The organism is Bacillus proteolyticus, assembly GCF_001884065.1.
Taxonomy (GTDB): domain Bacteria; phylum Bacillota; class Bacilli; order Bacillales; family Bacillaceae_G; genus Bacillus_A; species Bacillus_A proteolyticus.
The window spans coordinates 1-26,047 of the sequence record NZ_MACH01000002.1; the positions used below are offsets into that span (position 1 = coordinate 1).

Sequence of the window (26,047 nt, forward strand, 5' to 3'; positions counted from 1 at the left end):
GTTTGTCTAGCATCTAAAAATAAAAATTGACGTTCACGTTGTTTGTTTCGTTCAGTTTTCAAAGAACTTGTCCGCCGCTTCAGAAGCGACTTCATCATATTAACATCTTCATTTTTCGATGTCAACTATGTTTTTTAATTTCTTTTTGTCGTTTTCTGCGTTTCCGCATCAGCGACGTTTATTAATATACCATCATGGTTTTTAAATAACAAGTGTTTTTTATAAAAAAACACAAAAAATTATCTAGCCTACTTTCTTCTATAGAAAGAACCATTATCCTTTCTACTGAAAACATTCATTTTGCTTGCAGACAACTTACTATACACTATCATCAACCAGACAGTATCCCACATGAATTCCTAATCCTTAGCCCTCTTCCTTTTAAATTTTACAATAACCATAACTCTACTCAAGAAGGACAAATCCTCATTTAAATGTAGAGTAACAAAAAATGAGTCCACTATACTAGAGCAAAACTTTAATTAATGCTTCTCTTCAACAATCAGGAATTTCACTTGCAGAAATAACGAACTTCCCTTCAAAATATTAACTTAAGATTATTGTTAGAATTTTTTTACATTTATTTAATGAAAAATATCCATTTTTTGTTATATAGTAAGAAAGTGCCCACACAACTATAAATAAACTAATGGAGGAATTATCTTATGGATAGGTTAACAAAGTTTTCATTAAAAAACCGAGCCGCTATTATCATCATGGTTTTTCTCATTTCCATACTCGGCGTTTATTCCGGATCTAAATTACCTATGGAGTTTTTACCAAGCATCGATAACCCCGCAATAACTGTTACGACATTGTCTCAAGGGCTCGATGCTGAAACGCTGACCAAAGACGTGACTGATCCTCTCGAAAAACAATTTCGTAATTTAGAACATATCGATGGCATTACTTCTTCTACACATGAAGGGTTATCACGCATCGACATCGCATATACATCCAAGGCAAATATGAAAGACGCGGCACGCGAAGTCGAGAAAGCAATTAATACAATTAAATTACCTAAAGATGTAACTAAGCCTGTAGTTAGTCAATTAAATACTTCTATGATTCCACTCGCTCAAATCACCATCCAGAAGCAAAACGGATTTTCAAAAGCTGACGAAAAACAAATCGAGAAAGAAATCGTACCACAACTCGAAAGCATTGATGGTGTTGCCAATGTTATGTTTTTCGGAAAATCAACTTCCGAATTATCAATCGTACTTGATCCTAACCAACTAAAAGATAAAAACGTAACATCACAGCAAGTATTAACAGTTTTACAAGGAAAAGAAACCTCCACTCCAGCCGGAGCAGTTACCGTTAATAAGGAAGAATACACTCTTCGTGTCATCGGAGATATAAAAAATGTAAATGACATAAAAAACATCACCGTTACACCTCAAGTGAAATTACAAGATGTCGCTCAAATTGAACTAAAACAACATTACGATACAATCTCACACATAAACGGAGAAGAAGGAACAGGATTAGTCATCATGAAAGAGCCGAGTAAAAACGCGGTTGCAATTGGAAAAGAGATTGATAAAAAGATTAAAGATATAAGTAAGGAATATAAAGATCAATATTCTATTAAACTTTTAGCTTCAACTCATGAGCAAGTTGAAAATGCTGTTACTAGTATGGGAAAAGAAGTAATCCTTGGGGCCATTGCCGCAACTCTCATTATCTTAATCTTTTTACGTAGCTTTCGAACAACACTCATCGCTGTCGTCAGTATCCCATTATCTATCCTATTAACACTATTTTTACTCCACCAATCTAACATCACACTTAACATTTTAACTCTAGGTGGCTTAGCCGTTGCAGTTGGACGTCTCGTCGATGATAGTATCGTTGTCATCGAGAATATTTTCCGTCGTTTACAAAAAGAATCTTTCTCTAAAGATATTATTCTCGATGCAACAAAAGAGGTCGCCGTCGCAATTACCTCTTCTACTTTAACAACAGTCGCCGTTTTTTTACCTATCGGTCTCGTATCGGGAGTAATCGGAAAACTAATGTTACCTATGGTGTTAGCAGTTGTGTATTCTATACTTTCTTCCTTAATTGTGGCATTAACAGTCGTTCCACTTATGGCTTTTTTACTGCTCAAAAAAACAAAACGTCGCAATTCGCATTCTTCACCGCGATATGTCGCTACATTAAAGTGGGCTCTTTCTCATAAGTTTATCATTCTACTCACTTCTTTTTTATTATTTGCAGGATCAATTGCAGCCTACATACTACTTCCGAAAGCGAACATAAAGTCTGAGGACGATACAATGCTTTCCGTTAACATGACATTTCCAGCTGATTATGATTCTGAAGCTAAAAAACAAAAAGCCTTTGATTTCGAAAAGAAACTCCTCTCTAATTCTGATGTAACAGATGTTATTTTGCGAATGGGATCTAGCGCAGAAGATGCACAATGGGGACAGACAACTCAAAACAATCTTGCAACTATATTTGTAGTCTTTAAAAAAGGATCTGACATCGACCAATATATTAAAGAATTAAAAAAGGAACATACAGCTTTCGAACCAGCTGAACTTGATTATATAAAAACGAGTTACTCTGACTCCGGCGGCGGAAACAACTTACAATTTAATGTAACAGCTACTAACGAAACAAATTTACAAAAGGCCGCTAACATCGTCGAAACAAAACTAAAAAGCATGGATTCTCTTTCCAAAGTAAAAACAAATATAGAAGAATCTAAAAAAGAATGGCAAATTCATATCGATCAAACAAAGGCCGAGCAACTAGGTTTAACACCAGAATTAGCAGCACAACAAGTATCATTCCTTATGAAGAAATCTCCTATTGGGGAAATCTCAATCAATAATGAAAAAACAACTATTATGATAGAACACAAAAAGGCATCCATTAACAAGCAAGAAGATATTTTAAACACAAACATACTATCACCTATTAACGGACCAATTCCTTTAAAAGACATTGCAACTATTTCAGAAAAACAACTTCAAACGGAAATCTTCCATAAAGATGGGAAAGAAACGATTCAAATTACTGCAGAAGCTTCAAGTGAAGATTTAAGTAAAGTAAGCGCAGAAGTAAACAAAGCAATAGCTGACTTAGATTTACCTAACGGGGCAAAAGTAAATATCGCAGGTGCTACCGAATCTATGCAAGAGAACTTCGCTGATTTATTTAAAATTATGGGGATTGCAATCGGGATTGTATATTTAATTATGGTTATCACATTCGGGCAGGCGCGCGCTCCTTTTGCAATTTTATTCTCCTTGCCATTAGCTGCTGTCGGAGGCATTTTAGGATTAATCATTTCCAGAACACCAGTTGATGTAAATTCCTTGATTGGCGCATTAATGTTAATCGGAATTGTCGTTACAAATGCTATTGTATTAATAGAAAGAGTCCAACAAAATCGAGAAAACGGTATGGAAACAAGAGAAGCATTATTAGAAGCCGGCTCCACTCGATTACGCCCAATTATTATGACAGCCATAACAACAATCGTCGCTATGCTACCACTTCTATTCGGCCAATCTCAAGCTGGCAGCATGGTATCAAAAAGTCTAGCTGTCGTTGTAATTGGCGGCTTAGCCGTTTCAACCATTCTTACATTAGTAGTTGTTCCTGTTATGTATGAACTATTAGATAAAATCGGGAGAAAAAGACGCTCCCGCAGAAAAATAAGTACTTCAACAGAAACACCTGATATTTAAACCAAAAGGCGTTATCTTCATAATTGAAGATAACGCCTTTTGTATTCCTCTACCTATCCATAAAGTGAAACTTTAATCAGCAGGGTTTTGTCCACCCCCCCACTGATTATTAGCCCGCACCAATCGGGCGTTTACTGCCAGTTTAGCTCCCGTCTAACTTCTTTGCTCCAGCTGAATTTTGAGGTGGGAGTTTTACCACCCACAAATAGCGGGATAAATATAGTCCATCACTTTTTTACCATACTTCTCTAGTGGTTCTCCAAAATCCACAATAAGATATTCACCATGTAAAGGCCTATTACTGCCAGACAGACATTTTTTAAATGCTACTTCTGATTCTACTTTTGTAATTTGATTTACCTTACGTTCGCGCGTTTGTAACCTACGATTAATTTCTTCTATATTATTAAGATAACATTCAATATATTTAAATGTAGCACCATTTTTCTGACATAAATCTATTCCTTTTTTAATCATCCTTTCGTAGAGACATGGACTATCTAATATCACACTGTGCTTTTACTCCAACAAAAAAACAATCAGTTCCCACTCAATATCATAGGAGATTCCCCCAACCACTGTTGATTCAACACCTTTTTCCTTTAATGATTTTAATAAAGCTGATTTCGCAACGTCATGATCTACAATAACAGCACCTGTTAATTTAGCGATATACTTAGAAAATGTCCATTTCCCAGATACAGGAAATCCCGACATTTGCAAAAAAAAACACTTTCAAATCCCCTCCCTATTTCTATCCGGATTTCCATATATCAAGTTACCTATTCAGCCACCCTTCTTCTTTTCCTACCAACAACAAAATGACCGTAAAAAAACTCCCTGTTTTATAAACAGAGAGTTTTCATCTTCAACTTATGCCGCTTTTACCTTCTTCGTCGTTTTACTTTTTCTTTTCGTTCCTGTAAAACGCTTGTGTAATACAGATGCTATAAAGCGTGAAATAACATTGAATAGTAGTACCATAATAATTAATACAGCTGCTGATTTTGTCGCAATTAACTTTGCATCTGGGATAACCCCTTCAGAATTTAACTTCCAAATGTGAACCGCCAACGTTTCAGCTGGTCTAAATGGATTTAAAGGGTGCGAAGGACTGGATAATTCCACTGCTGAATTTAAAATTGGAGATGTTAAACCCGCTGTGTAAATTAACGCTGCCGCTTCCCCGAATATACGACCCGCCGCTAAAATAATCCCTGTAATAATTTGTGGTAAGGATGAAGGAATAATAATACGAGCGATCGTTTGCCACTTCGTTGCACCTAATCCAAGGCTTGCCTCTTTTACATTAGGAGGAACTTCTGAAATCGCATTTTCACAAACACGTGTTAAACCTGGTAAGTTTAAAATAGTTAAAGCAAGAGCACCACCCATTACTGTGTATCCCCAACCTGTCATTGTAACGAACACTAACAAACCGAATAACCCAACAACAATAGAAGGTAAGGATGCCATTGTCTCAATGCATAAACGTACAAAACTTAAAAAACGCCCTTGTTTTGCATACTCAGCTAAATATATTCCAGCACCTAATCCAAGAGGAATAGATATAACAAGCGTTATAACAAGCATGTAGAAGGAATTGAATAACTGCGGACCAATTCCACCACCAGCTCTTGTATTGCTTGGTTCTCCAAACAAGAAATTAGGATCCCAAAATCCCCATCCCTTTTGTAAAATTTCAAACACTAAGAACACTAGCAGCGCTACAACTAAAGCCGCAACTGCATAAAAGATACCCGTCCAAATTTTATTTACCGTTCTTGCATTCATTATTATCGCTCACCTCTTTGTCCAATCGCTCGAATTACTAAAATAAACAGGAATGAAATAACAAGTAAAATCATCGCTAAAGTCCATAGCGCATTGTTCCAAGCAGTTCCGTTCAATGTATTTGTCATATCCATTGTCAAAATACCTGTTAACGTTGCTGTCGGACTATATATTCCTTCTGGTAATTTAATCGTATTTCCGATTACCATTTGAACCGCTAACGCTTCACCAAAAGCACGCGCTAAACCTAAAACAATGCCTGTTAAAATCCCTTTTTTAGCAGCAGGAACAATTACGCGGCTAACCGCTTGCCATTTCGTTGATCCTAGTCCATAAGAAGCTTCTAAATAATCAAACGGAACAGAACGTATTGCATCAGAAGCGATACTAGCAATAGTAGGTAAAATCATAATACTTAGTACAACAATACCTGCAATTAAACTAAAACCTACTCCCCCAAACGAATCACGTAATAACGGAACTAAAATTGTAACCCCTAATAATCCGTATACAACTGAAGGAATACCAACTAATAATTCTAATACAGGCTTCAATACTCTATTTCCAAACTTCGGCGAAATTAAATTCATGAATATAGCAAGAGCTATAGCAATCGGCGCACTAATAATAACCGCACCCAACGAAACCACTGTTGAACCTACAATAAAAATCAAAGCCCCGAAGCTTCCTTCGTCAGCATTTGGATTCCATTTTGTCGATGTTAACATCTCAGTAAATGAGATACCACTTTGCGTAAAAGATTGAATTCCTTTACCGCAAATAAACGCAATAATAGCTAATGTAATTAAAACAATTAAAATACCACAAAACGTAACAAGTGATCTTCCTATATATTCACTCTTTACGTAATTTATTTGTTTTTTCCCCTTCATCACAGGACAGACCCCACTTCACAGATTGAAATGAACAGGACTGGCCTTGCAGCCAGCCCCATAAATTTGATTACTTATTTAATTTAGACATTGGAATGTAACCCATATCTTCTACTTGTTTTTCAAAGTCTTTACCTTTTACATAATCAATGTAAGCTTTTGTTGCTTCTTTCGCTTCACCTTTCGTTACCATGTATTCGTAAGACCAGAATGGATATTTACCAGACGAAATATTTTCAACTTTCGGTTCAGCGCCATCAATTTTTACTGTTTGTAGCGCACCTTTTTTATCACCAACCATGTAAGACATTGCTAAATAACTCACTGAGCCTGGCGTAGAATTAATCGCTTGCTCTACTGCACCGTTAGAATCTTGTGTTGTACCAGTTCCATCATTAATTTTTGCGTCTTTCATAACTGTTTTTTCAAATGTAGCACGTGTACCAGATGAAGCTGGACGGTTAATTACGTTGATTTTTTCATCTTTCCCGCCTACCTCTTTCCAGTTCGTTACTTTTCCAGTGAAGATATCTTGTACTTGTTTTACTGTTAGGTTATCAACTTTTACATCTTTATTTACGACAAGTGCGAATGCAATACCCGCTACCTTGTTATCTACTAATTCTTTCGCCTTTTCAGCATCTTTTATTTTATCTCCAGACGGAACATCTGAATTACCAATTTGTACTGCACCCGATGCTACTTGGTTAATCCCAGTTCCACTACCGCCACCTTGAACTTGAATAGAAACTTTCGAGTTTTTCTCCATGAATTTCTTTCCAGCTTCCTCCGCAAGAGGTAGAAGAGCTGTAGAACCAGCCGCTGCAATCGTACCTGATAATTCTTGTTTTGCATTATCGCTTCCTTTAGCAGCCTCTTTATCCGTACTTTCTGCTTTTCCACATCCAACTAATGCACCTGCCATAACTAAAGCTGCTAAAGAAAATTTAATACCCTTTTTCATAACCATGTCTTGTACCCCCATTTGGATTATCGCTTTTCGAATTCATTTTCTTTCGAACACAAATTCATTGTAGGACAACAATATTATGTGAGTGTTAAGCAATTTTTAAGTTTAAGTAAATAGAGATAACATCCCGTAAAAGCTAGACATTCCAACATTTATAGTTAAAAAAGCCAACAAACTCCACATTAAACACGAAGTATTGTAAATTTAATCTTAATAATGTAAATCCAATGTAAATAAATTTCTACGTTTTGCCCTTTAGCTTAAAACTACATTTACAATTCCACTATCTTTTTTAACTTTTACGCTCTTACTTTATTTACATTAAAAAGAATTTTAGTAATATTTTTTAGTACAACTAAATAAATTGGAACAATTCTAAAAATAATTGAATATTTTTAAAGTACTAATTGACAGCATCATCCAATGTGGTCTACTATATTACTAACAAAAAGTTTACCTTAGGAAACTTTTTAAACTTAAACTAACAATATAGAGATGAGGTAACTTTTATGGTATCGGCTAATACAAAACCACTTTCTGAATTTAAAACAGGAGAGTTTGTACAAATTGAGAAGATACAATTAGAAGGAACTATGAAACGACGTTTATTAGACTTAGGATTTATCCCTGGGGCAACGATTAAAGTATTACAACGCAGCCCACTTGGAGATCCGGTCGCTTATCAAGTAAGCAACACAACTATTGCACTACGTAAGGAAGAAAGTTCCCTTATTTTCGGGGTATTAATAGGAGATGATTTCAGATGAGCAAACATCGCATTGCTTTAGCTGGCAACCCGAATACCGGGAAAAGTACATTATTTAATACTTTAACAGGCTTAAAACAACATACTGGAAACTGGACGGGAAAAACTGTTTTAAAAGCTGAAGGGGAATATGAACATAACGGAAGTAAATATACATTAATAGATTTACCTGGAACCTACTCACTGTATTCAAATTCTGCGGATGAGGAAGTAGCAAGAGATTATATTATATTTGAAAAGCCCGAAGTAACTGTAGTTGTTATAGACGCAACTGCCATGGAAAGAAATTTAAATTTAGCACTCCAAGTAATGGAAATGACAAATGATGTAGTCATTTGTATTAACTTAATTGATGAAGCGGAGAAAAAAGGCATTGTTATCGACGAAAAGAAATTAGCAAAATCACTTGGTGTACCGGTAGTTAAAATTTCAGCCCGAAACCGAGTTGGTATCGGACATTTACTAAGCGTCATTGCTAAAGTAGCAACTAAAAAACTCATTCCAGCACCAATTAAAATTACTTACAGCGAAAAAATTGAAAGTATGATTCAGGAATTAGAACCACAAATTTATAAAGTGTTCGGTGATACGTATCCAGCACGTTGGATTGCGTTACGTATATTAGATGGAGATAAAAATTTCTTAACTACACTTCAAAAACACCATAATGAACCACTTGTAAGGGAGGTCGTAATTAATGGAATCTCACTCAGCCAGTAAAGCTCTTCCATTAGACTATATTATTCAACATGCACAAACACTCTCAAAAGAAGATATACGAGATGATATTGTCGGAGATATTTATCGAACATCTGCAAGCATATGTAAAGAATCCGTTCAATATACAAATACAGACAAATTGTATCGTTCCGAAAAGCTAGATAAAATTTTCACATCTCCCATCTGGGGATTCCCAATTATGCTCGGTATTTTATCTATCATTTTTTATCTTACAATTGCAGGCGCTAACGTACCGTCTGATATGATTGCTGAATTCTTCGGATGGACCGAGGGATATTTAACATCTTGGTTCCAAGCAGCGCATGCACCTGAATGGTTACATGGCATTTTAATACTTGGTTTATTCCGTGGTATCGGTGCTGTTATTAGCGTTATGTTACCACCTATGGCAATCTTCTTCCCTATGTTCGCACTATTAGAAAACTACGGATACTTACCACGTGTTGCATTTAATATGGACCGCTTATTCAAACGCTCCGGTGCACATGGCAAACAATCTTTAACAATGGCAATGGGCTTTGGTTGTAATGCAGCCGCTATTATGTCAACACGTATTATTGAATCACCACGTGAACGTATGCTTGCAATCTTAACAAACAACTTCGTTCCTTGTAATGGTCGTTGGCCTATGTTAATTTTAATGGCTTCATTATTTATGGCTGCTGGTTATACAGGTAGTATGCAAACATTAGTTACTGCTGGCGTTGTAGTTGGGATGGTTGTAATTGGTGTTATTATGACATTAACTGTTTCTTGGGTACTATCAAAAACAGCTTTAAAAGGTGTGCCAACTCACTACACCCTTGAGTTACCACCGTACCGTAAGCCAAAAGTTTGGAATACAATTGTACGTGCAACACTCGATAAATCTATTTATGTTTTAAAACGAGCTGTCGTTGTAGCTGCCCCTGCGGCTGCATTAACTTGGTTACTTGCTAACATTTTCATCGGTGACACAAGCTTACTTATGTATTTTGTAAACTTCCTAGATCCATTCGCTAAAATGTTAGGGCTTGACGGCTTTATTCTAGCTGCATTCATTCTTGGACTACCAGCTAATGAAATTGTTATACCTATTTTATTAATGTCTTACTTATCAACTGGTGCTTTAACTGAAATAGATGATTTTAATCAAATTAAAAATCTATTCTTAGAACACGGTTGGACTTGGTTAACTGCGTTAAATACAATGTTGTTCTCACTTCTTCATTTCCCGTGCGGTACAACACTAGTTAACATATATAAAGAAACCAAAAGTGCAAAATGGACATTCTTATCGTTTGCAATCCCTACCGTTATCGCCATTGTTGTTACATTCCTCTCTACACAATTAGTACATTGGTTAGGGCTTGTATAAAGTGAAAATTTACTCAGTAGAGGGCTCTTTCCTACTGAGTATTAGCCCTCACCAATCGGGCGTGTACGGGCAGTTGACTTCCTATCTAACTACCTTGTTTCCACCGAATTTTTTAGGTAGGATTCTTACTGCCCGTTAACGTGGGATAAAAACAAAGCATATATAGAAGGTATCCTCCTTCACATATGCTTTGCGCGAAAGAAACCTTAAATTATTAAGGTTTCTTTTTTTCTTTCCATGGCTGCGCTCCATACGTCGTAATTTTTTTATGGATAAAGTATATAACTCCTGGAAGAACCGCCATTAATATCGTGCAACTAATTCCTAGTCCAGTAAACAACTTAAATCACCTTATTTCACTCTCTTTGGTAAAGCTGAACCTGAATGCTCAATTGTCGGATGAACATGGACAGTAACCTCAGCATTACTAAAATAATTTTCACCTTGATCCCAATTCTTATCTATCTTCTTCCATTCTTTATAATTATGCCGCTTATATACTTCTCCTAATGCTAATACATCTACCTTATATTTTTTTTGAACAAGCTTAATCGATTTTTGGATACGCTTCTCCATTTCCTCCGCAATGGTTTTCTTTAATCGCTTTTCATTCATAATTTGTTTATGATCACTAAAATGCAACTCCGCTAAGGTCCCTTCCAAATATAAATGGATATCAAACTTCGGTTTTGTAGCATTTTCCGTAGATACTTTAATCTTTCGGCGCATCTTATGAATTTCGTATGTAACAAGCTGACCTTGTTTACGGATAGTAAAGAACCCTCCAATTTTTTTACCTATTACATAATTCATTCCTAATGTTTCTTCTCCATTCAAACTGCCTACACACTTATTATCTTTTCCACGAAACAACGCTGCCCCGTTCATTTGTACCCCCTGCTTTGTTAGTTCGAGAATAGGTAATACGAAACTTTGGTTAGAAATCATTTTTTGCTGTACCTCACCAATTCTTGCAGCTTCAATCATTTGAGCATTTTTCGGAGGATGCTCTGCTAACATATCAATATACTGTGCCGGTAAGTTCTCAGGCTTGGCGCTCTGCTTTAAAATAGCTTCTGCATTTTTCTTAGAAACGAACAAACGAATATTTCTTCTCATCTCGTGATCACGAATATATACATCTAACGTATTTTGTAAAACATATGGATTCGCTAGTAAATCTTTAGAAAAAATTATCACTTGTATATGTGGAAAGAATAATGAGCGACTAACTTTTTTAGCAATAATTCGTATTTGCTCAAAGACACTATCTGCTTTCGCACTAACATTAATATAATTTTCACTATCTCCACTGCCTTGGCCACCTTGTTGCGCTAACTTACTAGGAAGTACCATCTGATACGTCCCTTTCATAATTGGATTTGATTTCTTTGCCTTCACAATATCGTAAGCTGCGCCTACTACAAATCCTCTTTCTTCTATTTCTTCTAGCTCAGAGCACCCACTTATAGATCCAGCTAAAACCATCACCATTATAATTTTAAGAAGGTGTTTCATTTCTACCATTCCTTCTTTTTATTTTATATACAATAAAAACTAACAAAGGCGCTAGCACGACAAACCCCATATCTATCCAAGCTAAATAAGTCCCATAACTTGACAAAGTATTCAAATTACTGGGTATCATGTTCACCATAAAAATAATCGGGGCACTTACAAAAATGAAAATATGTTTCTTCACTTTCGGAAACATAGCACAAAATAATAAAGATGCGACGTCATAATACATTGCTGTAGTGTTATAAATAGTAATAATCCAAGTAGTAAAAAAAATGGCATCAAATCTTTCTAAAAAACCTCCACCAATTTCAATTTCTTTACCCAATTCAATTGTTGGATACGTCAATCCACGGGTTGTCATATACGTAAAAACGCTAATACAAGTTACATAAATTAAAATGTATGACAACACATTTACCATCACTGCTTTTGCAACTGCCATTGGCGCTTTTTTCGCTGTCTTATCGTTCAACATCACAGCATAAAACAGAGCTACCTCAAATCCGATAAATGTGAAAATAGAATTTTTAACTCCTACAGCATATTGACTTGCGTTCGTTTGAAAAGCCGGTAGTAAATTGTTTATTTCCATTAAATTCACATTCAATAAAGAAAGCAACACTATCGCAATGAACACGATAGGTAAGAATAGAACATTTAACCTTACTAAAGCTGCTCTCGATCCCGCTACTCCATAAATAACAACTAATAAGAAGAAGAAAGAGAGTAGCTGTATTGGTGTATCACTAAATAAATATGTTTGTGAAATAATTGCAATCATTCGCGATTCATATGCGGTCAAAGCAGCAAATGTTAATACTAAAATGCTACTAATTGTGTATGCAACAGGCTTCGTCAAATGTGCACTTGTATATTGAACAAAGTTTTGCTTTGGGAATAAAATAGCTATCCTCGTTACAAACCAACCTAAAACCGCACATATCAATCCACCCAAAAGCAAAATAATCCAACCGTCTGAGAATAAAGTTTGCATAGCAATATCTCGAGGCATAGATAATGCACCTATACCGATAATTGTTGACGATACCGCAAAACCAAGTTCCCGAGATCCAATTTCTTCATCCCCATACTCAAATGGTTTCAATTATTTTCGCTCCTTTGGACGTAATGTAGAGTCTTCCGTTTGTAAATATTCCGGTCTCTCTTTCAACATCGATTTTGGCATACGAATAAGTTCTTCTTTCCAATCTTTATAAAATGCAGGAGCAATAGGCGTTGTATATGGCACACCAACACTCTTCAAATTCGTAATATGAACCGCAAGTGCAATAAGAGCTAAAATAATTCCATACAGCCCAAAAGAAGTTGCCGCTAACACAAAGACGAAAAGTAAAATCCGAAACGTAATCGTAATACTATATACAGGCAGTGAGAATGTAGCAATTGCAGTAACTGCAATAATAATTACTAAAAACGGATTTACAATCCCTGCATTTACTGCCGCTTCTCCAATTACAAGACCACCTACAATGCCAATTGTTTGTCCCATCGGTTTCGGAAGCCTAATCCCGGCTTCTCGTATTAATTCCATCGTTAATGCCATCATTAACGTTTCTATATAAGCAGGAAACGGCACCCCTTCTCTCGCTCCCGCAATGGAATAAGCTAGTTTAGATGGAATAAGCCCTTGATGATACGATACAAGCGCTACGTACATGGCAGGTAATAAAACAGCAGCGATACCTGATCCCATACGTAAAATTCTTAGTAACGTTCCAATTAGCCAACGCTCATAATGATCTTCTACAGATTGAAAAATATCAACAAACACTAGTGGAGCTATAAGAGCAAATGGTGACCCATCTACTAAAATGGCCGCTTTCCCTTTCGCCAATGCAGCCACTATATTATCTGGTCTTTCCGTATTTAAAAACTGCGGAAACGGCGATAAATTATTATCTTGAATTAATTGCTCAATCGTTCCTGTCTCAAAAATGACATCTGTCACTATTGATTGAAGACGCCGATCTAGCTCTTTTACGATGTAAGGGTTAATAATATCCTCTATATATACTAGGGTTACTTCTTTCTGCGATCGCTTCCCCATAATATAAGATTGAAACCGTAACTTCGGATCACGTAAACCACGGCGAATTAACATTTTATTCACATTAACATCTTCATTTAATCCAACCCTCGGTCCACGAATTAAATCTTCTGTCACTGGCGGTTCTAGACTTCTTTTCTCCCAAGCCCTACTGTTAACAACAATAGCCGTTTGAATATTATCAATTAATATAACTGTGTCTCCCGCTAGAATCGCATTTATAATATCCGGAAACGTTGTCTTCATGCCGACTTCTGCGATAGAAATAAAACGATCCAATAACGTTTGAACAACAGCCGCTTCTTTTTCTATTTCTTCATATTGAAGCGTACGAACTACATATTTATAAACATTATCCTTATCTGTTAACCCACATAAAAAAATGACAGCGCAGCGTGTAAAACTACCAGCAAGAGCAACTTCTCTAATTGTTAAATCATTAGGTGAACCTAACTCATCTCTAATTTCCTTCATAACTTCAAACAAGTTACCTTTTAGCTCTAACAATTTCCCCACCTAACTTCCTTTTCAACAAGTTTTTAGTTAGATTCCGCTAATAGAAGAAAATATATACAAAAAAGAGCTATCTCTTTTCGAAGATAGCTCTAACACACGAATTACTTTTCTACTATTATATTGTCGGTCTTTACAGATACATTTCTTGTGAATCCACTAACTACAAACATCACAATAATGTTAACTAACAACGCGACTATACCTACATTCAAATCTTTCATATACTGCGGGACACCCGGGAACATCGTAGCTATAGTAGAACCAGATAAGGTGATATATGCGACAATTAACAACCCAATCCCCATCCCCGCGATCGCACCTTGTTTCGTAATAATTTGACGAGGAAACAAACTACATACAAGCGCAGGGAAAAGTTGCGTAACTATACTGTATCCCATTAAAAGAAGAGCCCCTATCGTTTCTCCCCCTTTAAATGTAAACAATACTGCAACAAGCGTTACAACAGGTACAAATAACTTAGCTACTTTTGCAACTTGTCTATCTGAAGCAGATGGCACCATTGTTCGGTAAATATTTTTTGCTAACAACGTAGATGCCGCCATAACAAGCATGGAACCTGGAACTAATGCCGTTAACACTCCTGCACTACCAATAATACCAATAAACCATGGATCAAACGTTTGAAGAGCCAGACGGAATAATGAAAGATCTACATCCGCTCCCTTTAACCCTGGAACTTGCAAGATAGCAGCAAACCCTGCAAAGAATACGAAAAGCAACACTAAAGAATAAAGAGGCATAATCGCCGCGTTTTTCCTAAATACTTTTTCATTTTTTGCAGAGAAGGCCGAGGCGAATGTATGGGGCCACATATAGAAACCAAGAGCCGTTAATATAATAGTAGAAACAAACCAAGAAATACTCATTCCTTCTTCAGATAAAGATAAAAAACCTGGTTTCGCTGCTTCTACAGCTTCGAACATCGGCTGCAATCCCCCGTAATAATGGTACGGTAAATATATACCTAAAAACATAACGATAAATAGTATCATAATATCCTTCAAAGCAGCTGTCCAAGCCGATCCATGTATACCTGAAACCATTACATATATAGTTATAACAATAGCACCAATCCATACCGCAATAACTGGCGATACTCTTCCATAAGATGCTTCCGAAACGATGATCCCTAATCCCTTTAGCTGCAAAACGAGATATGGGATGATAGAAATTACACCAATAATTGAAACAATTATCCCAAGCGTCTTACTACTATATTTTTTCGCAAAAAAATCGGACTGCGAAACGAGGTTATGCTCTTTTGCATATTTCCAAATTGGGGGCAATAAGAAATACGATAAAATATAAGCTAATGCACCATACCCTAAAATATAAAAAGTAGGGGCTCCTTTACTATACGCCCAGCCACTTCCTCCTAAAAATGTGAATGTCGTATAAATTTCGCCTGCCATAAGGAGAAAAACGAAAATAGTTCCAAACCCTCTTCCTCCAACTGACCATTGCTCTAAATTCATATCTTTTCCACGTTGTGCTCGAATCCCTAAAAATAGTGCTAAAAATAAGAATAAAATAATGATAAGTAATGCTATCATTTCACATCCCCCTTATTAGCAGGATCGAATACGTACACAAGCCCCATACAAAGAGACGTAATGAGCACTGATAATAATACCCAAAATAATAGAAATGGCATCCCAAGTACGTAAGGAGTGACCGAATTTGCAAATACTGGTCCAATCACTAAACAAAGAACTGGAATAAGTGCTAGCACGTGTATTTTCTTCATCTCATTCTCCTTTACTTATAAAATTCATAATGGATGATACAAAGACTTCCATTCCAATTGGTAATGCATCTTCGTCAATTGTAAAGCGAGGATGGTGATGCGGATATATAATTCCCTTCTCTTCATTGCCTGCCCCTATAAAAAAGAACGTCCCTGGTGCCTTTTGTAAAAATGCCGAAAAATCTTCTCCTGCCATCGTTGGTTGTAAACGAACAACTCCTTCTCTTCCATACAGCTGTAATGCCGTATGTTCAATAAGCTCTGTAACTTCATAATCGTTCACAACTGGGCGATATCCATACTCATAAAAAAATGTATACTTAGCACCATAAGATTCTGTAATATGTTTGACAATCCGTTCAAGCTTCTCCTTTGTTTCCTCTCTTAATTCATGCCTTAAACTTCTCACTGTCCCCTCAATCTCCGCTTGTTCCGGGATAACATTATGGGTTGTCCCAGAATGAAATTGCGTAACAGATACTACAAGAGAATCTAACGGGTTCGTGAGGCGAGATACAATTTGCTGGATTTGCGAAACAACTTGTGCACCAATGGCGATACTATCAACTGTTTCGTGCGGAATTCCAGCATGCCCACCTTTTCCCTCTATCGTAATTTTAAAAACGTCCGGTGCCGCCATCGCAGGACCATAAATTACACCTATTTTCCCAACCTCTAATGACGCCCACAGATGAGCACCAATAATGTAATCCACACCTTCCATCACTCCCACTGCGACCATTTCTTCTGCACCACCCGGAAAGTTTTCTTCTGCATGTTGAAATAAAAAGCGAATCTCTCCTTTAACTTTCTCTCTTTCCTCTACCAACTTATGTACTACACCAAGCAATATTGCCATGTGACCATCATGACCACACGCATGCATCACACCTGGATATGTAGAAATAAAATCAAATTTATTTTCTTCATGAATAGGAAGAGCATCCATATCAGCACGAACCGCGATGGTTTTACCAGGCTGCTTACCAATTAACCTTGCCATTACACTATATTTAGTAGGTCGCGAAACTTCTAAATACGGGATTTTCCGAAGTATGTCGAATACAAATTGAGATGTTTTTTCCTCTTGAAAAGATAACTCTGGATACTTATGAAAATGCCTTCTCCACTCAATCAACTGATTCTTTGATAAAACAAGTTCCTTTGCGACATCCATTTTTCTACTCCCCTTCTTCATCAAGTTAAATGTCATTATAACGTGAATTGTTAACTTTTAAAAGAATCTTCTGAATTTTCTATATTATAAACTTAAAAATAAAAAGCCATCCAAAAGATGACTTTTTCATTATTACAAAATAGTAATTGCTTGTTTCCCCATTTGCTCCCAAGCTTTCTCAAATTCTGCTCGCGGAACAGCGAAACGTGGATTATTTTTAAGAGGATCATTTACATATACAAAGTTTTGATCATATCCAATTACTACTGCACTATGTTCATAATATGTAATTTTCACTTTACCTGAGTTTGTATTCCATGTTTCAAAACTACTTTCGGCTAATGGTTTAAACGTTGTATTAATAATGACCCATACCGGAGAACCAGAACTAATTACTTTATATATATCTTGTACGTCTCTACCTGTTAAATTAATTACTTTTTCAGGAACATACTTTTCTGCTAAATTAAAGATCGGTTGATTATATACACCGTATCCTCGCTCGTTTTTCGTATAAATATTTCCAACAAATCCCTCGTAAGGATTTCCACGCAAACCATTTTGTTCAAATGGAACACGATGAATTTCACTAGCAAGCTGCATCTTATCTACTTGTACACCTTTATATTGCAGCAACATAGCTAAACTGGTCACTTCACATCCACGGGGTAATTCTGGTAATTGTTTTATAAATGGAACATCTTCAATCATAGCCGCTTCTTTCATTTCAGATAGAAAATCTAAGCGTAGCACTTGCGCCTTTTGTATAATTTTATCTTTCCCTATAAAAAACGCGGCAGCTAGTATAATTCCAAAAACAAAAAGATATTTTAGCTTTTTCATTATAAACAAAACTCCATTAATTATTATTTTACAGACACAACTCTTATCATTGTACCTTTCTTCTTACTAGTTTGCTAGAAAGATTCTGTGAATTATTATTCACAAATATCGTTTTAAAATTCTAATTATTTTTAATAAAAAGAAAAAACAATATACTTTTTCAAAATATTTTGCTAAAATCAAAATTATTAACATGGTGAAGATATCACCTTGTTAATAAACATTCTTAGAGTATTTAGTCATAGTTCGTTTTTTACATACTCCATTCATTTCACAACAAATAAACTGAGTATGTGTCACATCCCCCACTAATGATTAAAACTCAGAATGAAAACCAGTTAACACATACAAGAAACTAACGGGGTGAGGGCATATGAACCAACAAGTAGAACAAACAGATTTAAAACGAACAATGAAAAGTAGACACCTATTCATGATCGCACTTGGTGGAGTCATTGGAACGGGATTATTTATGGGTTCTGGACAAATCGTCCATAATGCAGGACCAGGCGGAGCTATTCTCGCATTTTTAGTCGGTGGTTTCGTTATGTATTTAACGATGTTATGTCTTGGCGAATTATCAGTAGCTATGCCAGAAGCGGGTTCCTTCCAAAGTTACGCAAGCAAATTTATTTCACCTGGTTTTGGATTTGTTGTCGGTTGGATGTATTGGTTAAATTGGGCTGTTACAGTTGGAGTAGAGTTAACGACTGTTAGCATTTTAATGAAACGGTGGTTTCCAGACGTTTCTTCTTGGATTTGGTGTGTTACATTTGCAGCAGCACTCTTTCTTGTAAACGCTCTATCAGCAAAAGCATATGCAGAGACTGAATTTTGGTTCGCTAGCGTAAAAGTGGCAACGATTGTTATCTTTATCGTTCTTGGAGGAGCGGTTATGTTTGGTCTCCTCGATTTTAATGGAAAGCCAGCTCCAATGCTTCACAATTTCACTGAAAATGGCGGGCTATTTCCAAACGGTGCATTAGCTGTTCTTCTTACGATGATTACAGTTAATTACTCATTCCAGGGAACAGAGCTTATCGGAATTGCTTCAGGAGAAAGTGAAAATCCTGAAAAAACAATTCCAAAAGCAATCAAAAATACAATTTGGCGTACTCTATTCTTTTTCGTCTTAGCAATTTCAGTTGTTGTCGGCTTACTCCCATGGCAAGAGGCTAATCTAGTTGAAAGTCCATTTGTACTTGTATTTGATGTGGCTGGTATCCCTTATGCAGCAGACATTATGAACTTTGTTATTATTACAGCTGTATTATCCGTAGCTAACTCTGGTCTATACGCAAATTCTCGTATGCTTTGGGCGATGGCAAAACAAGGAATGGCTAGTCCAGCTTTTACGAAGTTAACTAAAAGAGGTGTACCACTAAATGCGTTAATTTTCAGTCTGATTTTCGCAAGCCTTTCTTTATTAACAAGTATATTTGCAGCAGATACTGTCTTTTTAATTTTAACTTCTATTGCAGCAATGGCTGCTGTTGTTGTTTGGATGTCGATTGCAGCTTCACAGTTTTTCTTCCGTAGAAATTTCGTGAAAAACGGCGGCGACATAAATGATTTAAAATACCGTACACCACTTTATCCAATAGTTCCAATCGTAGCTTTCTCACTCAATTTCATTACATTTGTTAGTTTAGCTTTCATTCCAGATCAGAGAATTGCTCTTTATTGTGGGATTCCATTTATGATTATTTGTTACATTTTATACCAAGTGAAATATAAAAAAGCTGTCACATTTGAACAGAAAAAAAATATAACTCAGAGAATAAACTAAATATACAAAATATTCAGCTATCTTTCTTATAATAAGATAGCTTTTTTCTATTTCTTGGATATCTTGGTATAACTTTATTTATCTTAAAATTTCCACAATCATGTTTTTCTCTGGAAAATAGTTTACAATGTTATCAAGTTACAAATGATATTCACCTTAAAAAGTGTGCATTTGTGTCTATTTTTTAACAATATGACAAAAACTATTGCCTTCTATAAATTAATAGGTTTATATTGTTTTATTGGCATAGTTTCAATCCAAGGAGAAAGGAGATTTTCAATCGTGCAACTAAAGAAAACGTTTTGGAAGTTGGCTTCACTTCTTCCGTTATCATTACTTCTGTTCCTCGGTGGCTGTGATAAAAAACTCGCAGTATTAAATCCGCAAGGACCTGTTGCAAAAGCACAGTATGATTTAATTGTTTGGTCATTCTTGCTTATGTCATTAATTATCGCAATTGTATTCATTTTGTTTACAGTCATCTTGATTCGTTATCGTGAAAAACCAGAGAATATGGACTATGAGCCACCTGATCAACACGGTAACACATTATTAGAAATCATTTGGACGATTATTCCTGTTATTATCGTTATCGCATTATCGATTCCAACAGTTAAAGCAACTTATGCTTCGGAAGAGGTTCCGCAAGAGTCCAAACATATTAAACCAGTTGAAATTTATGTTACATCTGCAAACTGGAAATGGTTATTTAGTTACCCGGAGGAAAAAATTGAAACCGTTAACTATTTAAACATCCCAGCTGGTGTACCAATTCAATTTAAGCTTACTTCTGTAGGTCCAATGAATGCTTTCTGGGTACCAGAACTTGGTGGTATGAAGTATACAATGGATGGCATGATCATGGACTTATATTTACAAGCTGACAAACCAGGTTCTTACCTAGGTCGTAGCTCGAACTTCTCAGGTGAAGGATTTACTCACATGGAATTCGAAGTTGAAGCAAAAACAAAAGAAAAGTATGACAAGTGGGTAAAAGAAGTACAACAAACTGCTCCTAAACTAACAGAAGATAAGTACAACGAAATTGTTAAACCTGGTGTAGTTGGTCGTATGACATTCTCTAGCCACCACTTAAGTTATGTAGATCCAAAATCACTTGAATATTGTGATTACAACTACTACAAAAACAAAAAATAATAGCTATTATTCCAACAGATTGGAGTGAACACAGTGAAGCTTGATGAATTTTTTGTCACAGGTGACCCGATTATTTACGGAGCTGACGCATCTATCGTTCTTGTGACATTAGCGATTCTTTTCGTACTAACAAAGTACAAAAAATGGAGATGGCTTTGGGATGAATGGTTAACAACTGTTGACCATAAAAAAATAGGGGCCATGTATATTATTTCTGCCGTTATAATGTTATTCCGTGGTGGTATGGATGGTTTAATGATTCGTGCCCAGTTAACATTCCCAGATACAACATATTTAAACGCTGAACACTATAACGGAATCTTTACAACACATGGTACAGTAATGATTCTTTTCATGGCGATGCCATTCGTTATGGGATTAATGAACCTTGTAGTACCATTACAAATTGGTGCTCGTGACGTTGCATATCCGTTCTTAAACGCTTTAAGTTTCTGGTTATTCTTTATCGGAGCAATGTTATTCAACATCGCTTTCGTAATCGGTGGTTCTCCAGACGCTGGGTGGACTTCTTACTTCCCAATGGCGGGTACAGAGTTTTCTCCTGGTGTAGGAAATAACTTCTATGCAATAGCCTTACAGATTTCAGGTCTTGGTACGTTAATGACAGGTATTAACTTCCTAGTTACGATCTTAAAAATGCGTACACCTGGTATGAAATTAATGAAAATGCCAATGTTTACTTGGTCAATCTTAATTACAACAATTATCATTATTTTCGCTTTCCCAGTATTAACAGTTGCTCTTGCATTAATGACATTTGACCGTCTATTCGATGCTCACTTCTTTACGATGGCGAGCGGCGGTATGCCAATGTTGTGGGCCAACCTATTCTGGGTATGGGGTCACCCTGAAGTATATATCGTTATTTTACCGGCATTCGGTATTTTCTCTGAAATCATTAGTACATTCTCACGTAAACGTCTATTCGGTTACAGTGCGATGGTATACTCAATGGTTGCAATTTCTTTACTAAGTTTCGTCGTATGGCTTCACCACTTCTTCACGATGGGTGCAGGTCCAGCGGTTAACTCATTCTTCTCGATCTCGACAATGGCGATTTCGATTCCAACCGGGGTTAAGATCTTTAACTGGTTGTTTACACTGTATAAAGGACGTATTCGTTTTACAGTTCCAATGCTTTGGTCATTGGCATTTATTCCAAACTTCGTAGTTGGTGGAGTTACAGGGGTTATGCTTGGAATGGCAGCAGCTGATTATCAATACCATAACAGCTACTTCCTAGTCGCTCACTTCCACTACGTATTAATTGCAGGTACAGTATTCGCTATGCTTGCTGGATTCACATTCTGGTATCCAAAAATGACAGGTCATATGCTAAATGAACGTCTAGGTAAATGGACATTCTGGATCTTTATGAGCGGATTTAACATCTGTTTCTTCCCAATGTACTTCTTAGGATTAGACGGTATGACTCGTCGTATGTACACTTACTCTGAAAGCCTTGGATGGGGTTGGTTGAACCAAATCGCATCTGTCGGCGCAGTAATGATGGGTATCGGATTCGTACTTCTTTGTTACAACGTAATTTGGAGTGCACGTCATGGTGAACGTGACGTTACTGGAGATCCATGGGACGGCCGTACACTTGAATGGGCAACTCAATCTCCTGTACAACATTACAACTTCGCGAAACTTCCTGAAATTAAAGAAGCTGATGCTTTCTGGTACATGAAACAACGCGGAGAAACAGTTACACCAGCTGCAGAAGACATCAAACCAATTCACATGCCAAGTAATTCTGGTGTGCCTATTATTGCGTCTGGATTCTTCGGTCTTGCAGGTTTTGCATTAGTATTTAGCTGGTTCTGGCTTGCAGCAATCGGTGGAGTTGGTATTTTAGCTTGCTTAATCTATCGTTCATTCGATTATGACGATGGTTACTATGTAAGTGTTGATGAAATTAAAGAAACAGAACATATAGCATGAGAGGTGAAATGACATGGCGGCTTTAGATAAAAGCTTACCTTTGGAATATCAATCCGAGCAAAGCAGATTGAATATCCTAGGATTCTGGATTTTTCTTGGGGCTGAAATTATGCTGTTCGCAACACTTTTCGCCTCTTATCTAGTCCTTGCTGGTCGTACGGCAGATGGCCCAACACCAGCGCAACTGTTTGAAGTTAAAACACTTTTAATTCAAACGCTATTACTTTTAACAAGTAGTTTCACATGTGGTATCGCAATTCATGAAATGCGTAAACACAACCAAAAAGCAATGCTTGGATGGTTCATCTTTACATTACTTTTAGGTGCAGGTTTCCTATTCTTCGAGATCGAAGAGTTCATTATGTACGTTGGTGAAGGCGCAACAATTCAAACAAGTGCTTTCTTATCTGGATTCTTCGTTCTTCTTGGAACGCACGGAGCCCACGTAACAGGTGGTATCATTTGGGCAACTTGTGTTATTATCCAAATTTTAAAACGAGGTTTGACACCAGTTACAGCTCGTAAAGTATTCATTATCAGCTTATACTGGCATTTCCTTGATCTTGTTTGGGTCTTTATTTACACACTAGTTTACTTGAACGGGATGGTGGCGTAAATGGCTCAAAATAACAATCAAGCAAACGGGCATGCCCATAGCGGATTCCCATGGTCACACGTTTTCGGATTTATTTTATCGCTTGCACTAACGTTTCTAGCGTTATACGTGGCACTTTACACAAGCCTGCCTCTTTCAACGATATTAACAACTATCATCATAATGGCAGTTGCGCAAGCATTATTACAATTAATTATGTTCATGCACTTAAAAGAAGGAGAAGGAAGAATTCAAGTTCTTACAATGATATACAGTTTCTTCGTTGCAGCAGCAACAGTTGGTTTAACTGTATGGATCTTCTTCTCAATGTAATTTGCATGAAAAAGACTGCTGAGATTCCTCAGCAGTCTTTTTTTATGCCCCTCCCCTATTACATCCACATTACGGAATTCACAACAGAATCATGAAAAATATACTTATTATGACAAATGTTAAGAAAACTCTTTCTTTATGAAATCGAATCCATATGCGTTGATTTTCTTCCTATTATATGGCTAAATAGGTACTATATTTATTCGAAGGGAGAGAACGCAATGGAACATCATACTTCTGTTCTATCACTTATGGTTGTCGTTGCAATCGCGTTTTTCGTTCCCCTTTTGTTACAACGCTTTAAATTAAAAGCACTTCCTGTCGTTGTTGCAGAAATTATTGCAGGAATCTTTGTAGGTAAAAGTGGGTTTAACATCATTGAGCCAGATATGTGGCTTCAAGTCTTATCGACACTAGGATTTATCTTCCTAATGTTTTTAAGTGGGTTAGAAATTGACTTTTCTATTTTTAAACAAAAAGGGAAAAAGAATACGACAAACGAACCAAACACATTCCAAGCAGCAAGCATTATCTTCTTATTTATTTTCATATTATCTTATGCCCTATCATTAATATTCGTATGGCTAGGATTTGTAGACAATGCAATGTTCATGACTTTAATTATTTCAACTATTTCTTTAGGTGTTGTCGTACCAACATTAAAAGAAAATAACTTAGGAAAGACTGCAATCGGGCAAATCATTTTATTAGTCGCTGTTATCGCAGACTTAGTTACAATGATTTTACTCGCTGTATTCGTCGGATTAAATTCCGAAAGTGGCCAAAGCATGTGGCTTCTACTTCTTCTATTCGGTGCTGGTATTGTAATTTACTTTGTCGCAAGACGCTTTAAAAATATTCCATACCTAGAAAGCTTAAAAGCCGGTAGTGTACAAATTGATACACGAGCTGTTTTCGCACTCATCTTAATATTAGTTGGATTATCTGAATCTGTTGGGGCAGAAAACATTTTAGGAGCCTTTTTAGCAGGTGTACTCGTATCTTTATTATCACCAAATGAAGATATGGTTGAAAAACTTGATTCCATCGGATATGGTTTCTTCATCCCTATTTTCTTCGTAATGGTTGGTGTAAATCTAGAAGTATGGTCTATTTTTAAAGAGCCTTCTAGCATGCTAATGATCCCAATTTTAATTGTGGGACTATTTATCTCAAAACTGTTACCATCACTCGTCTTACGAAAATGGTACCCACGCAATATCGTACTCGGAAGTGCTATTTTGTTAACATCAACACTTTCTTTAGTTATTGCGGCTGCACAAATCGGTGAAAAGCTAGGCATCATTAGCCCAAGTTTATCAGCATCCCTTATTTTAAGTGCAGTTATTACTTGTATTTTTGCACCTATATTATTTAACAAGATGTTTCCAAAAGTGGAAACACCAAAACCTAGAGTATCTATTATTGGCGCAAGCAGAATTACCCTTCCGTTATCACTTGATTTAAAACGTGAAGATTATGACGTAACACTATATATGATGCGTCAAAATAAAATAAATGATGATGAAGCGAAATCTCATGACTTTCCTATTGTAAAATTAGATGAGATTACTATTCAATCTTTAATGGAACAAAAAGCTTTCGAAGCAGACCGTGTTGTTGTTGCGACAAGTGATGATGAACAAAACTTATCATTAGCAGAACACGCCAAAGAATTCGGTGTTGAACACGTCATCGCAAGTGTAGAAGATCCGCTTCTACAAGAAAAAGCGACTCAAGAACATATCGCTGTATTCTCGACTATTAACTCTACACGTATTTTATTACGTGCACTTATTGATAAACCAAGTCTCGTTCGCTTAATTACAACAGCAAATGAAACGGTACGTGAAGTTGAACTACGAAGCAATAAATATAACGGCTTAGCACTTCGGCGCCTTCCGTTTTTAGGTGATGTACTTGTTATTCAAATTTACCGTGGTAATAAAGCATTAATTCCACATGGTGATACGAAGTTACAGCATGGCGATACTTTACTTGTAACAGGTTCAAAAGAACATATTGATACAATGAAAAGCATATTAGAATAGAAAATGCCCCTCACATAATTGAGGGGCAT

Annotated in this window: 21 protein-coding genes and 1 pseudogene; 10 read left to right on the plus strand and 12 right to left on the minus strand. The window is 36.4% G+C overall.

Translation table 11 applies throughout. From position 1 onward, the window contains the following. Positions 1-665 precede the first annotated feature (665 nt). On the plus strand, positions 666-3,710 hold the full coding sequence (locus BAQ49_RS00115; RefSeq protein ID WP_071743707.1) for an efflux RND transporter permease subunit: 3,045 nt from the start codon (positions 666-668) through the stop codon (positions 3,708-3,710). A gap of 192 nt (positions 3,711-3,902) precedes the next feature. Here BAQ49_RS00115 and BAQ49_RS33375 read toward each other — a convergent pair. The 4 genes and pseudogenes from BAQ49_RS33375 to BAQ49_RS00140 form a co-directional block, all read right to left on the minus strand. Beyond that, positions 3,903-4,427: pseudogene (locus tag BAQ49_RS33375) on the minus strand (P-loop nucleotide/nucleoside kinase family protein). A gap of 156 nt (positions 4,428-4,583) precedes the next feature. Beyond that, positions 4,584-5,504, minus strand: a complete 921-nt coding sequence (gene pstA / locus BAQ49_RS00130; RefSeq protein WP_071743710.1) for a phosphate ABC transporter permease PstA — start codon at positions 5,502-5,504, stop codon at positions 4,584-4,586. Positions 5,505-5,506: 2 nt separating this feature from the next. Beyond that, complete coding sequence (gene pstC / locus BAQ49_RS00135; protein ID WP_071743861.1) at positions 5,507-6,397, minus strand: phosphate ABC transporter permease subunit PstC; 891 nt, start codon at positions 6,395-6,397, stop codon at positions 5,507-5,509. Between the two features lie 70 nt (positions 6,398-6,467). Then, positions 6,468-7,367, minus strand: a complete 900-nt coding sequence (locus BAQ49_RS00140) for a phosphate ABC transporter substrate-binding protein PstS family protein (RefSeq protein WP_071743711.1) — start codon at positions 7,365-7,367, stop codon at positions 6,468-6,470. 509 nt (positions 7,368-7,876) lie between these two features. On the opposite strand from BAQ49_RS00140, the gene BAQ49_RS00145 reads away from it, so the two are divergent. From BAQ49_RS00145 to BAQ49_RS00155, 3 genes are read left to right on the plus strand one after another with little or no spacing between them, the layout of a single operon-like run. Then, positions 7,877-8,134, plus strand: a complete 258-nt coding sequence (locus BAQ49_RS00145) for a FeoA family protein (RefSeq protein WP_000252989.1) — start codon at positions 7,877-7,879, stop codon at positions 8,132-8,134. Further along, on the plus strand, positions 8,131-8,853 hold the full coding sequence (locus BAQ49_RS00150; protein ID WP_071743712.1) for a FeoB small GTPase domain-containing protein: 723 nt from the start codon (positions 8,131-8,133) through the stop codon (positions 8,851-8,853). Before BAQ49_RS00145 ends, BAQ49_RS00150 begins: the two co-directional genes overlap by 4 nt. Beyond that, positions 8,831-10,231, plus strand: a complete 1,401-nt coding sequence (locus tag BAQ49_RS00155) for a nucleoside recognition domain-containing protein (protein ID WP_071743713.1) — start codon at positions 8,831-8,833, stop codon at positions 10,229-10,231. The genes BAQ49_RS00150 and BAQ49_RS00155 overlap by 23 nt, the downstream gene beginning before the upstream one ends. A 214-nt stretch (positions 10,232-10,445) precedes the next feature. Here the strand turns inward: BAQ49_RS00155 and BAQ49_RS33825 are convergent, their stop codons facing one another. The 8 genes from BAQ49_RS33825 to BAQ49_RS00190 form a co-directional block, all read right to left on the minus strand. Then, positions 10,446-10,571 carry a hypothetical protein gene (locus BAQ49_RS33825; protein ID WP_084667288.1) on the minus strand — a complete coding sequence of 42 codons (126 nt, stop codon included), beginning with the start codon at positions 10,569-10,571 and terminating at the stop codon, positions 10,446-10,448. A gap of 11 nt (positions 10,572-10,582) precedes the next feature. Further along, entirely contained in the window at positions 10,583-11,749 is a 1,167-nt protein-coding gene (locus BAQ49_RS00160) for a Ger(x)C family spore germination protein (protein WP_071743714.1), read from the minus strand. Next, positions 11,733-12,857, minus strand: a complete 1,125-nt coding sequence (gene gerLB, locus BAQ49_RS00165) for a spore germination protein GerLB (protein ID WP_071743715.1) — start codon at positions 12,855-12,857, stop codon at positions 11,733-11,735. Before gerLB ends, BAQ49_RS00160 begins: the two co-directional genes overlap by 17 nt. Continuing rightward, positions 12,858-14,336 carry a spore germination protein GerLA gene (gerLA, locus tag BAQ49_RS00170; RefSeq protein WP_131802701.1) on the minus strand — a complete coding sequence of 493 codons (1,479 nt, stop codon included), beginning with the start codon at positions 14,334-14,336 and terminating at the stop codon, positions 12,858-12,860. A 101-nt stretch (positions 14,337-14,437) separates the two neighbouring features. Continuing rightward, entirely contained in the window at positions 14,438-15,910 is a 1,473-nt protein-coding gene (locus BAQ49_RS00175) for a sodium:solute symporter family protein (protein ID WP_071743717.1), read from the minus strand. Then, the gene (locus BAQ49_RS00180) at positions 15,907-16,104 is read right to left on the minus strand and encodes a DUF3311 domain-containing protein (protein WP_000719864.1); all 198 of its coding nucleotides are present in this window, start codon (positions 16,102-16,104) and stop codon (positions 15,907-15,909) included. The genes BAQ49_RS00175 and BAQ49_RS00180 overlap by 4 nt, the downstream gene beginning before the upstream one ends. A 1-nt stretch (position 16,105) precedes the next feature. Next, positions 16,106-17,281, minus strand: coding sequence for an amidohydrolase (locus BAQ49_RS00185; protein ID WP_071743718.1), 1,176 nt, complete (start codon positions 17,279-17,281; stop codon positions 16,106-16,108). Positions 17,282-17,413: 132 nt separating this feature from the next. Continuing rightward, positions 17,414-18,124: a C39 family peptidase gene (locus tag BAQ49_RS00190; RefSeq protein WP_071743719.1), complete on the minus strand. Its 711-nt coding sequence runs from the start codon at positions 18,122-18,124 to the stop codon at positions 17,414-17,416. Between the two features lie 373 nt (positions 18,125-18,497). Between BAQ49_RS00190 and BAQ49_RS00195 the strand changes: the two genes are divergently transcribed. The 6 genes from BAQ49_RS00195 (at position 18,498) to BAQ49_RS00220 (ending at position 26,018) form a co-directional block, all read left to right on the plus strand. After that, complete coding sequence (locus BAQ49_RS00195) at positions 18,498-19,913, plus strand: amino acid permease (RefSeq protein WP_071743720.1); 1,416 nt, start codon at positions 18,498-18,500, stop codon at positions 19,911-19,913. A gap of 282 nt (positions 19,914-20,195) precedes the next feature. Further along, positions 20,196-21,071, plus strand: coding sequence for a cytochrome aa3 quinol oxidase subunit II (locus BAQ49_RS00200; RefSeq protein WP_071743721.1), 876 nt, complete (start codon positions 20,196-20,198; stop codon positions 21,069-21,071). A 33-nt stretch (positions 21,072-21,104) separates the two neighbouring features. Further along, positions 21,105-23,039 carry a cytochrome aa3 quinol oxidase subunit I gene (gene qoxB, locus BAQ49_RS00205; RefSeq protein WP_071743722.1) on the plus strand — a complete coding sequence of 645 codons (1,935 nt, stop codon included), beginning with the start codon at positions 21,105-21,107 and terminating at the stop codon, positions 23,037-23,039. A 13-nt stretch (positions 23,040-23,052) separates the two neighbouring features. Further along, a complete protein-coding gene (gene qoxC / locus BAQ49_RS00210) occupies positions 23,053-23,655 on the plus strand; it encodes a cytochrome aa3 quinol oxidase subunit III (RefSeq protein ID WP_002174913.1) in 603 nt (200 codons plus the stop codon). Then, a complete protein-coding gene (gene qoxD / locus BAQ49_RS00215; RefSeq protein ID WP_071743723.1) occupies positions 23,656-23,967 on the plus strand; it encodes a cytochrome aa3 quinol oxidase subunit IV in 312 nt (103 codons plus the stop codon). Between the two features lie 221 nt (positions 23,968-24,188). Continuing rightward, on the plus strand, positions 24,189-26,018 hold the full coding sequence (locus tag BAQ49_RS00220; RefSeq protein ID WP_071743724.1) for a monovalent cation:proton antiporter family protein: 1,830 nt from the start codon (positions 24,189-24,191) through the stop codon (positions 26,016-26,018). Positions 26,019-26,047 lie beyond the last annotated feature (29 nt).

Excerpts from the sequence above, each read along its gene's own strand:
- pstC (WP_071743861.1), bottom strand. The coding sequence starts at position 6,397 with ATGAAGGGGAAAAAACAAATAAATTACGTAAAGAGTGAATATATAGGA.
- BAQ49_RS00115 (WP_071743707.1), top strand. The coding sequence starts at position 666 with ATGGATAGGTTAACAAAGTTTTCATTAAAAAACCGAGCCGCTATTATC.
- BAQ49_RS00220 (WP_071743724.1), top strand. The coding sequence starts at position 24,189 with ATGGAACATCATACTTCTGTTCTATCACTTATGGTTGTCGTTGCAATC.
- BAQ49_RS00195 (WP_071743720.1), top strand. The coding sequence starts at position 18,498 with ATGAACCAACAAGTAGAACAAACAGATTTAAAACGAACAATGAAAAGT.
- BAQ49_RS00175 (WP_071743717.1), bottom strand. The coding sequence starts at position 15,910 with ATGATAGCATTACTTATCATTATTTTATTCTTATTTTTAGCACTATTT.
- BAQ49_RS00150 (WP_071743712.1), top strand. The coding sequence starts at position 8,131 with ATGAGCAAACATCGCATTGCTTTAGCTGGCAACCCGAATACCGGGAAA.
- qoxC (WP_002174913.1), top strand. The coding sequence starts at position 23,053 with ATGGCGGCTTTAGATAAAAGCTTACCTTTGGAATATCAATCCGAGCAA.
- BAQ49_RS00190 (WP_071743719.1), bottom strand. The coding sequence starts at position 18,124 with ATGAAAAAGCTAAAATATCTTTTTGTTTTTGGAATTATACTAGCTGCC.
- BAQ49_RS00155 (WP_071743713.1), top strand. The coding sequence starts at position 8,831 with ATGGAATCTCACTCAGCCAGTAAAGCTCTTCCATTAGACTATATTATT.
- BAQ49_RS00180 (WP_000719864.1), bottom strand. The coding sequence starts at position 16,104 with ATGAAGAAAATACACGTGCTAGCACTTATTCCAGTTCTTTGTTTAGTG.
- pstA (WP_071743710.1), bottom strand. The coding sequence starts at position 5,504 with ATGAATGCAAGAACGGTAAATAAAATTTGGACGGGTATCTTTTATGCA.
- BAQ49_RS00145 (WP_000252989.1), top strand. The coding sequence starts at position 7,877 with ATGGTATCGGCTAATACAAAACCACTTTCTGAATTTAAAACAGGAGAG.
- BAQ49_RS00185 (WP_071743718.1), bottom strand. The coding sequence starts at position 17,281 with ATGGATGTCGCAAAGGAACTTGTTTTATCAAAGAATCAGTTGATTGAG.
- BAQ49_RS00140 (WP_071743711.1), bottom strand. The coding sequence starts at position 7,367 with ATGGTTATGAAAAAGGGTATTAAATTTTCTTTAGCAGCTTTAGTTATG.
- BAQ49_RS00160 (WP_071743714.1), bottom strand. The coding sequence starts at position 11,749 with ATGAAACACCTTCTTAAAATTATAATGGTGATGGTTTTAGCTGGATCT.
- qoxD (WP_071743723.1), top strand. The coding sequence starts at position 23,656 with ATGGCTCAAAATAACAATCAAGCAAACGGGCATGCCCATAGCGGATTC.